The sequence below is a fragment of the Arthrobacter sp. EPSL27 genome (assembly GCF_001512305.1).
Lineage (GTDB): Bacteria > Actinomycetota > Actinomycetes > Actinomycetales > Micrococcaceae > Arthrobacter.
In genome coordinates this window covers 946361-955862 of sequence record NZ_LNUT01000004.1, presented here as the reverse complement: position 1 = coordinate 955862, position 9502 = coordinate 946361, and the positions used below count along the sequence as shown (strand labels likewise).

The window sequence follows — 9502 nt, the reverse complement described above, 5'->3', positions numbered from 1 at the left end:
AGAAAACAATACACGCTCCTCCCCGACCTTGCAACCGGGTCGGGAAGGAGCGTGCAGGTGACGCGCTGTAGTTCGGCGAAGCTCCGGCTAGGCGGCGCTGACCTCCACCGTGGCCAGGTTCTTTTTGCCGCGGCGCAGGAGCAGGTAGCGGCCGTGCAGCAGCTGGCCGGCTTCGATCACTGCCTCCGGGTCGGTCACCTTCGCGTTGTTCACGTAGGCCCCGCCCTCCCCCACGGTGCGGCGGGCCGCGGACTTGCTGTCCGAGAGCCCGGCTGCGACCAGGAGGTCAATGATGCCCAGGCCGCCGGCGTCGACGGTGGCTGTCGGCAGTTCGGAGGTTGCCGCCTTGAGCGTGGCCTCGTCGAGGACGCTGAGGTCGCCGTTACCGAACAAAGCAGCAGAGGCGGCGATGACTTTCTCCGTGGCCTCGGCGCCGTGCACCAGGGAGGTGACTTCGTAGGCGAGCTTCCGCTGCCCCTCGCGGGCGAAGGGACGCTCGGCAACGGCGGCTTCCAGGGCTTCGATCTCTGCGCGGCCCAGGAACGTGAACACCTTCAGCCGCGAGGCAACATCGCTGTCCGCCGTGTTCAGCCAGAACTGGTAGAAGGCGTAGGGGCTGCACATTTCCGGGTCCAGCCAGATGGCGTTGCCCTCGCTCTTGCCGAACTTCGAGCCGTCGGCGTTGGTGATGAGGGGCGTGCCCAGGGCGTGGACGTGCTTGCCCTCGACCTTGCGGATCAGGTCGGTGCCGCTGGTGAGGTTGCCCCACTGGTCAGAACCGCCGGTCTGCAGGACACAGTTGTAGTCGCGGAACAGCTGCAGGTAGTCCATGCCCTGGAGGATCTGGTAGCTGAACTCGGTGTAGCTGATCCCCTCGTCGGAGTTCAGCCGGTTGGCGACGATGTCCTTCTTGATCATGGTGCCGACCCGGAAGTGCTTGCCGATCCCGCGCAGGAAATCGATGGCGCTCAGCGGTGCCGTCCAGTCCAGGTTGTTGACCATCCGTGCGGCGTTGTCACCCTCGAAGCTGAGGAAGCGCTGCACCTGTGCCTGCAGTTTGCCGACCCATTCGGCGACCGTTTCCGGGGTGTTCAGCACGCGCTCGGCGGTCTGCCGGGGATCCCCGATCAGGCCCGTGGAACCGCCCACCAGCCCGAGCGGCTTGTGGCCGGCCAGCTGGATCCGGCGCATCAGCAGCAGCTGGACCAGGTTGCCCAGGTGCAGGCTCGGTGCGGTGGGGTCGAAGCCGCAGTAATAGGTTGCGGGTTCGCCGGCGAGCAGCTTTTCAAGCTCCGCCTCATCTGTGGAGACGTGGACAAGGCCGCGCCATTTCAGCTCCTGCCAGACGTTGGCGAAGCTGGGGTCATTCTGCTGGGAACGAAGATCATTTAGCTGGGACACGGAATCTAAGTTAGCAGGGTCAGGGCGGTCCCAGCGTGTGTGACCGCCCTGCTCCCGCCTGCGGTGCCCGGCTGCGATGCCTGCCTGATGCCCGCCCCGGACGTCGTCCGTTCAGTCTTCGATGCCGGCCGGCACTGCCGCTGCGGCGATCAGGCGCAACCGCTGCGTGGGGCGGGTCATGGCGACGTACAGGTCGCCGACCCTGCCGTGCTCGTGGTTCAGCATGGCCGAGGGCTCCAGCACCACAACGCCGTCGAACTCGAGCCCCTTGGCCTCGCGGGGGCTGATGACCACGATGTCCTGCTCGTAGCTGCCGGCGTCCGTGCCCACGCGGTGGCCGTAGACGGCGCGCAGTGCCGCGGTCGCTTCGGGGAGCAGGTCGCCGTCGGCAATGACGGCCAGCAGCCCGCCGTCCAGCGCGGAGATTTCCTCCGGCAGCACGTCCACGAGCTTGCTGATGATCTGGCCGGGTTCGACGCGGTCGATCACGGGCGCCCAGCGGCCTTCACGGACGGCCTTCGGTGCGGAAACCACCAGGCCTGCCGCGTTCGCCATCCGGGCGGCGGCTTCCGCGATCTGCGACGGCGTCCGGTAGTTGACCGTGAGCTCCTCAAGCTGCCAGCGGTCGCCGAACATGGGCGCCAGGGCGCTGTGCCAGGAGTTGGCGCCGGCCACAGAGCTGGTCTGGGCAATGTCGCCCACGATGGTGAACGACTTCAGCGGGCATCGGCGCACCAGCAGCCGCCATTGCATCGGCGAAAGCTCCTGGGCCTCGTCCACCACAATGTGGCCGAACGCCCAGCTGCGGTCCGTCGTGGCGCGCTCGGCAGCGGTGAGCCGGGCCTCGCGCTCCTGGTTCTGCTCCACCAGCTCTTCCGCGGTGAACAGGGCGTCGACGCCGGCGGTCTCCATGTTGACCAGCGTCTGCTTGGCGTTGGCCAGGTCGCGGGCTCGGTCACTTTCCTGCTGGGCCAGCCCCCTGCCGGCGGCAGCGTCGAGTTCACCGAGGAGTTCCGCCGCCTCGTCCAGCAGCGGAACGTCCGCCTCGGTCCACGGGGAGTCCGCGGGCCGGAGCAGCAGTTCGCGCTCGGCGGGGCTGAGGTGCGGGGTGCAGGCCTCAAGGATTGCGGGCTTGCTGAGGAGCTCGGTGATGAGCTTCTCCGGGGTCATGGGCATCCAGCACAGGTTCAGCGCAATGCGGACATCCCGGGCGGAGCGGACGTCTTCGGCGAGGTAGGAGCGGTCGGCGTTGTTGCCCAGGCTCCCGGCTTCGACGAGTTCGGTCATCTGCTCGGTCAGTTCGCGCAGCAGGATCTTGACGAAGGAGACGCGGGCCTCGTTGTGCGGTTTGCCGGTGGCACGGGCCCGGTCCCGGGCGCGGCGGACCTGCCGGGGCGTCAGGACAAGCTTGCGCCCGTCCACTTCGAGGATGCGGTTCTCGGCGGGGATGCGCTGCCGGTTGGCGACGGCGTTCGCCACCACCTCGGCCATGTCCAGCCGGCCCTTGATGGCCGCGACGGCGGATTCAGGTTCCGCGACTGCGTGGATGCCGGGCATCAGCCGGCCGACGCTCGCCATCACGACGCCGGTTTCGCCAAGGGAGGGCAGCACGCGCTCGATGTACTTCATGAACGACGACGACGGCCCCACCAGCAGGACGCCGGCGGACTTGAGCCGGTCCCGGTGGGTGTAAAGCAGGTAGGCGGCGCGGTGCAGCGCCACGGCGGTCTTGCCGGTGCCGGGCCCGCCCTGGACCACAAGGGCCCCGGAGATCGAGGACCGGATGATCCGGTCCTGCTCGGACTGGATGGTGCCGACGATGTCGGACATCCGGCCGGTGCGCTTGGAGTTAAGGGCTGCCAGCAGGGCGCCCTCGCCCTGGAGGGATTCGTTGTCGGCCAGCAGGTCGACGTCGAGCACGTCATCCTCGATGGCCTTGACCTCACGGCCCTGCAGGATGAGGTGGCGGCGGCGGCGCACCCCCTGCCGGTCGAACGCGGTGGCCTGGTAGAAGTGCCCGGCTTCGGGCGCACGCCAGTCGAGCATGAGGCGCTGGAGGTCGTCGGTGGTGAGCCCGATGCGGCCGATGTACTGGGCTTCGCCGGAGTCGAGGTCGAGGCGCCCGAATACGAGCCGGTCGTCGACGGCGTCGAGCTGCGCGAGGCGGTCCTCGTAGAGGGCCGCGAACGCGTCCCGCTCCGAAACGTTCTGCATGGTGCCCACGGCCCCGGCCCGCCGGACCTGGGCCAGCTGGGCGCGCTTTTCCGCCCGCAACTCATCCAGCCGGGCATACAATCCGGCTACATACTCGCGTTCATGGGCCAAATCAGCGTCGTGCATCGAACGTTCCCCTATCGAAAAAGACAGACCAACCATTCTACTACCATTTCGGCCGTCTCATCGGAACATGTCAGTTTTTTGCTGGCATTCTACCGACGCGGGTGGAGTCGTCCATGGTTGCCGCAGGCATGTCGCCGGCCGGCCGTGGGCCAGGAAGTGGGCTAGAGGGCCAGCAGCGAGCTGACCCGGTGGCCGGCCAGGGCCGCGCGGCCGCCCAGATCGCCCAGTTCCATCACGACTCCGACGCCGGCCACGTGGATGCCGCAGCGTTCGAAGAGCCGGGCAGCGGCGCCGAGGGTCCCGCCGGTGGCGAGGACGTCGTCGAGGATCAGGACCCGGCTGCCGGGAGCGAGGTCCGTGGTGTGCAGCTCCAGGGTGGCGGTGCCGTATTCGAGCGCGTAGTCCTCCGCCACCACGTCCCGCGGCAGCTTGCCGGCCTTGCGGACGGTAATGACGCCGGTGCCGGTGGCATAGGCGGCGGCCGCTGCCAGCAGGAAGCCGCGGGCTTCCACGCCGGCGACCGCGTCGAACTGGCCCTCGAAGGGCTCCACCAGGGCGTTGACCACAGCTTTGAGGGCCGCGCCGTCGGCGAACACGGGGGTCAGGTCCTTGAAGACGATGCCGGGTTTGGGGTAGTCGGGGATGGTGGCGCAGAGGCTGCTGATCAGCTGGCCTACCGGCATGGCGGCGTCGCTGGTGGTCATGGTGGTCTGCTGGAGCTCGCTTTGATTCACCCATCAACCCTACTGGGCGGTTCCAAATCCTCCGGCGGCCGGAGGAGTCCGTGCGCCAGCCCGTAGCTGACGACGTCGAGCGCTTTCCGCAGCGCGCGCTCGGCATTGAACCGGCCGGCCGTTGCGGCGGCCAGGCGGAGGGGGTCCTTTGCCCATTCCGAGCTGCGGAACCGGTCCGCGTCGCCGTGCAGGAGCCGGCCGTAGAGAACGTCCTCGACCACATCGCTCCCGTCCGGGGGCGCCGGAGCCGGGATCACGTGCTGGCGGCCCTGGACCATTTCGGGCGTGAACAGTCCGGCCACGGCGTCCGCCCCTTCGGCGAGCGTGGGGTCCGCCCCGGTGTTGCACCGGCGGAGGGCCCGCACCACCAGTTTGAGGGAAACGTGCTCGTCGCGGACGATGAACTTGCGCAGCAGGGCCGCCCGGAAAAGCTCCAGCCACTGCCGGCGCTCGAGTTCCCGGGCGTCCGGCGGCACCGGCACGCCGGCTGGTGGCCCGCCGGCTGCTGGCCCGCCGGACTCCGGGGCCGGCTGGAAGAGTTCCGTCATCCGGAAGTAGTCCGAGGCCAGCTCCGCGAAGATCTCGAGCCGTTCGAGTTCGTTGCGGGGCTTCCCGCGCTTGCCCTCACCCATAAGTCCTCATCATCCCCGCACTATCATCCCTGCGCCGCCATCTCTGTGCCGCGTGTGGTTGGGAATCGCCGGGACCGGCTGCGCCGGCTGCCTAGGACTGGCGCGCCTTCGCTGCCTTGTAGCGGGAGACGGTGGGGTCGCCGGTGAGCCAGTAGCGCCAGGGGTACCGGTCGCTGCCGCCGGCTCCCGAGACGCCGACCCGGGGTCCCGAGCTGACATCCGTTGCGTGGGCTGCCGGGAGTTCGAGCCGGAACGGGGACGCCAGGGCATCCCGGCCGCTGTCCGCCGTCGTGAGGCCCAGTGCCGTGGCGAGCCGGGCGGGGCCGCTGGCGAGGTCCTTGGGGGACTTCGATGCCGGCCGCCGGCTGCGGGCCAGCTCCTCCCCCGCCACAATTTCGCCGGCCCGCAGCAGCACCGCGGACGCCGTGCCGTCAGGCCCGCACACGATGTTGGCGCAGTGGTGCATGCCGTAGGTGAAGTAGACGTACAGGAAGCCGGGCGGGCCGAACATCACCGAATTGCGGGCCGTCGCGCCGCGGAAGGTGTGCGATCCCGGATCCGGGTGCAGCGAGTCGTGCGGGCCCAGGTACGCCTCCACCTCGGAGATCCGGACGGACACCGCGCCGTCGCGCCCGTCGTGCGTCAGCACGGCACCGAGCAGCAGGGGCGCCACGTCCCGGGCGTCCTGGGAGAGCAGCCCGCGCAGTCCGGGCGCGGGCTGGCCGCTGGCGGGCTGTCTGCTGGTGGGCTGGCCGCCGGCGGGTATGCCGGCACGGGGCGTCGCAGTCATGGTCCAACTTTATCGGGCCGCGTTCCGCGCCCTTCATCGGGCGGCCTGCAGCGCCACGGCCGTGTCCGATTTCCGCTAGCAGCGCCGCGGTACAGCTGGCAGGATGAACCTATGGACTTCTGGCAGCGCTACCGGGCAATCGACGCCCGCGACACCCGGTTCGACGGGCAGTTCTACACCGCTGTCCGCACCACGGGCATCTACTGCCGCCCGTCCTGCCCCGCCCGGACCCCCAAGGCCGGAAACGTCACGTTCTACGAAACCTCCGCCGCCGCGCACGACGCCGGCTACCGGGCCTGCAAACGCTGCCTCCCCGAGGCCGTCCCCGGCACTCCCGCCTGGAACCTGCGCTCCGACGTCGCCGGCCGGGCCATGCGGCTCATCAACGACGGTGTGATCAACCGCGACGGCGTGGAAGGGCTCGCCGCCCGGCTGGGCTACTCCTCGCGGCAGCTCAACCGGATCCTGAGCCACGAACTTGGCGCCGGGCCGTTGTCTCTAGCGCGGGCCAGCCGCGCGCAGACCGCCCGCACCCTGCTGGTCTCCACGTCGATGAAGGCGGCCGACATCGCTTTCGCCGCCGGATTCAGCAGCGTGCGCCAGTTCAACGACACCATGGGCGAGGTCTTCGCGATGACCCCGTCGGCGCTGCGGGCCACCGCGCGTCACCCCAAGGCGCAAGCCCACGCTGCAGCGTCCCCGTCGACCGCGCTGACCCTGGCCCTTCCCTACCGGGAGCCCTTCGATCCGGGGGTGTTCGGCTTCCTCGCGGTCCGGGCCATCCCGGGCATCGAGGAGGGGACCGCCAGCTCCTACGCCCGGACGCTGCGCCTGGCCCACGGTGACGCCCGCTTCCGCGTGGACTACGACGCCGGCGCGCCCGGCCGCCCGCTGGTACTGACCATCGGCGCCGTCGACCTGCGGGACCTGCCCACCCTGCTCAGCCGCATCCGGCGGCTCCTGGACCTCGACGCCGATCCGGTCGCCATCGACAACGCGCTGGGCTCGGATCCGCGGCTCGCCGCCAGTGTCGCGGCCGCACCGGGGATGCGGATGCCCGGGGCCGTGGACCCGCAGGAACTGCTGATCCGCGCCATGATCGGCCAGCAGATCACCGTCGCCGCGGCCCGGACGGCCCTGATCCAGCTCTCCGCAGCCGGGAGCGGGAGCCTGGTTCCGGCGGACGGGCTGCACCGGCTGTTCCCGACCGCGGAACAGATTGCCGGGGCCGGCTTTGAACTGCTCCGCGGCCCTCAGCGCCGCATCGACTCGGTGCGCGGTGCCGCCGCCGCGATGGCGTCCGGCGACCTCGATTTCGGCTACGGTGATGACCTGAACTCCCTGGAGTCCAAGCTGCTGCCGCTCGCCGGCGTCGGGCCCTGGACCGTGGGCTATGTGGCGATGCGCGTCATCGGGGCACCGGATGTCTTCCTGGCCAACGACGCGGCCGTGCGCAACGGCATCCGCTCCCTCGGCCGGGACCCGGAAGGCCCGGCGGCGTCCGGGGAACGGCTTGCCCCGGATTTCCGTGAGGTGAGCCCCTGGCGCTCCTACGCCACAATGCACCTGTGGCGCGCGGCGGCCGGCGCCCAAGCGGCCGCCCGGTCCGCGAAGACTGCAACTCCAAAGAAAGTGACACCATGAAAGCCCAGCTGTTGACCATGTCCACCCCCGACGGACCCTTCACCATCATTGCGCGGGACGGGGCCGTGCTGGCCTCCGGCTGGACCGCGGTGCCCGGCGAGCTGACGGGGCAGATCCATCCGGATCTGCTTCCCGCGGAGTACGGGGCCGTCACCGAACTGGGCTGCATCTCCGCGGCGGTGGAGGAGTTTTATGCCGGGAATCCCGGGCCCGCCATGGACGTGCCCGTGCTGCAGAAGTCCGGCCCGTTCCGCGGGCACGCCTGGGACGTGCTGCGGACCGTTGCGCCCGGGCACCCCGTCACCTACACCGAATACGCGGAACTCTCCGGAAACGTGAAGGCCGTCCGGGCCGCGGCCAGTGCATGCGCCTTCAACGCGGCCGCACTGTTTGTGCCGTGCCACCGGGTGATCCGCACGGACGGCAGCCTGGGCGGCTTCCGCTGGGGGCTGCCCATCAAGGAGAGCCTCCTGGCGCGGGAGAGCCGGGCGGCCGCCGCCTGATCCGCGGGACGGGCCTTCGCGCCCATGCCGTTTGTGGTCATGGGCGCGAAATCTCACCTCGGCGGGAGGGTCAGCGGGTGACGGGCACCCCGGCCGGCCACGGCAGCAGCTCGGGGAGGTCCACGCCGTCGGCCGCGGCGGTGGCGCGCAGGCTGCCCAGGGTGGGCGTGCGCCCCGCGAGCCAGGCCGCGATGTCAGTGAGCATCCCGTTGATGACGGTGGTGCGGCCGCCGGGGGCGCCCAGGGACACCGCCGGCAGTCCGAGCGGCTGGAGGACGAAGCGCTGCCCTTCCGGCACCCGGGCGGACAGGAAATCGAACAGGTGCTCGCAGAACGGCCGGCTCCAGGTCTCCGGGCCGCGGCCGGTGCCGAGGTCGGACGCGTGGATGACCAGCTCGCGCCACAGCGCCAGGCCGCCGTCGAACACCACTCCCCCGCGGTAGCTGATGGGCGTCTGCCAGCCGGCGCCGTCCAGCGCACCGAAGGCACGCAACGCCCGGTCCAGCGCGGCGTCAAGATCGGCCCGGTGCTCCTCCAGGGTGTGCCCGGCGGCCATCTCGATCGCGCGGGTCCGGCCCTCGAATCCGCCGTCGTAGAGTTCAATGCTGTCGCCGCGGGCGGCGAATTCCACCTGGCGGGCCATCGCGTTGGCGATCCCGCAGATGTGGGCCAGCACGTGGCCGCGGGTCCAGCCCGGCAGCTCCGAGGCGGCTTTGACGTCCTCCGCGGTGAAAGTGGCCGCGATTCCGGCCACGACGCCGGCTGCCCGGCGGAGTTCTTCCGGGAGTTTCTCCGGGGTGATGTGGGTCATGGCGATCATCCTAACCGAGGCTCTGGCTAATCCCGATTAACTGAGGTGCCTGCTAACTGAAACACCGGCCAACTGAACTGCCTGCTAACTGAACTGCCGGCTAACTGAAATGCGCAGGGCCGTACTGGTGGCGGATGTGCCGGCGGTCGTGCCGGGCCTGCCAGAACTCGGCCTCGCGGGGGCGGATGGCGTACAGCTGCCAGTCGGGGTTGTCGCTGCCGTCCGCGCCGGGCCGGGCGTGCCAGTCGGCCGCGGAGGCTTCGCGGGAGAGTTCACGGACGGCCCCGGCGACGCGGACCTGCCGGCCCAGCGGCTGCCAGAAGAAGTTCAGCGCCGCGTGCGGATTGCCGGTGAGTTCCTTGCCCTTCCGGGAGGCGCGGGACGTGGCGAAGTGCCAGCCGTCGTCGTCGATGTCCTTCAGGATCAGCATCCGGGACGACGGCCGCCCCAGCCCGTCCGCGGTGGCGAGGCTGCATGCGTTGGGCTGCGGCACCCCGGCCTCCAGGGCCTCCTGGAGCCACTGCCGGAAGAGTTCGGCAGGATCCGCGGGGGCCAAGGCCGGGTCGAAGTCCGGCAGCTCGTCCGGGAAATCGGGCAGGCCGCGCAGAAGCTGGCGGAATGATTCGCTCATTCCTCCACCTTAAGCG

At 70.1% G+C, this 9502-nt stretch carries 9 protein-coding genes; 2 read left to right on the top strand and 7 right to left on the bottom strand.

The window, feature by feature from the left end:
- Positions 1-87: 87 nt before the first annotated feature.
- The 5 genes from tyrS to AR539_RS08955 form a co-directional block, all read right to left on the bottom strand.
- Positions 88-1401, bottom strand: a complete 1314-nt coding sequence (tyrS, locus tag AR539_RS08975; RefSeq protein WP_066435041.1) for a tyrosine--tRNA ligase — start codon at positions 1399-1401, stop codon at positions 88-90.
- A 111-nt stretch (positions 1402-1512) separates the two neighbouring features.
- A complete protein-coding gene (locus AR539_RS08970) occupies positions 1513-3741 on the bottom strand; it encodes a HelD family protein (RefSeq protein WP_066435038.1) in 2229 nt (742 codons plus the stop codon).
- A gap of 161 nt (positions 3742-3902) precedes the next feature.
- Positions 3903-4424 carry an adenine phosphoribosyltransferase gene (locus AR539_RS08965; protein ID WP_157360998.1) on the bottom strand — a complete coding sequence of 174 codons (522 nt, stop codon included), beginning with the start codon at positions 4422-4424 and terminating at the stop codon, positions 3903-3905.
- A 47-nt stretch (positions 4425-4471) separates the two neighbouring features.
- Complete coding sequence (locus AR539_RS08960; protein WP_066435036.1) at positions 4472-5107, bottom strand: hypothetical protein; 636 nt, start codon at positions 5105-5107, stop codon at positions 4472-4474.
- A 91-nt stretch (positions 5108-5198) separates the two neighbouring features.
- Entirely contained in the window at positions 5199-5897 is a 699-nt protein-coding gene (locus AR539_RS08955) for a DNA-3-methyladenine glycosylase (protein ID WP_082699262.1), read from the bottom strand.
- A 111-nt stretch (positions 5898-6008) separates the two neighbouring features.
- Between AR539_RS08955 and AR539_RS08950 the strand changes: the two genes are divergently transcribed.
- Together AR539_RS08950 and AR539_RS08945 are read left to right on the top strand one after the other, a co-directional pair.
- Positions 6009-7541 (top strand): AlkA N-terminal domain-containing protein, encoded by a 1533-nt coding sequence (locus AR539_RS08950; RefSeq protein ID WP_066435034.1) that lies wholly within the window; start codon positions 6009-6011, stop codon positions 7539-7541.
- Entirely contained in the window at positions 7538-8044 is a 507-nt protein-coding gene (locus AR539_RS08945; protein ID WP_066435031.1) for a methylated-DNA--[protein]-cysteine S-methyltransferase, read from the top strand. The genes AR539_RS08950 and AR539_RS08945 overlap by 4 nt, the downstream gene beginning before the upstream one ends.
- Positions 8045-8114: 70 nt before the next feature.
- Here AR539_RS08945 and AR539_RS08940 read toward each other — a convergent pair whose 3' ends face one another.
- On the bottom strand, positions 8115-8855 hold the full coding sequence (locus AR539_RS08940) for a maleylpyruvate isomerase family mycothiol-dependent enzyme (RefSeq protein WP_066435028.1): 741 nt from the start codon (positions 8853-8855) through the stop codon (positions 8115-8117).
- A 100-nt stretch (positions 8856-8955) separates the two neighbouring features.
- Complete coding sequence (locus AR539_RS08935) at positions 8956-9486, bottom strand: pyridoxine/pyridoxamine 5'-phosphate oxidase (protein WP_066435024.1); 531 nt, start codon at positions 9484-9486, stop codon at positions 8956-8958.
- Positions 9487-9502: the final 16 nt, after the last annotated feature.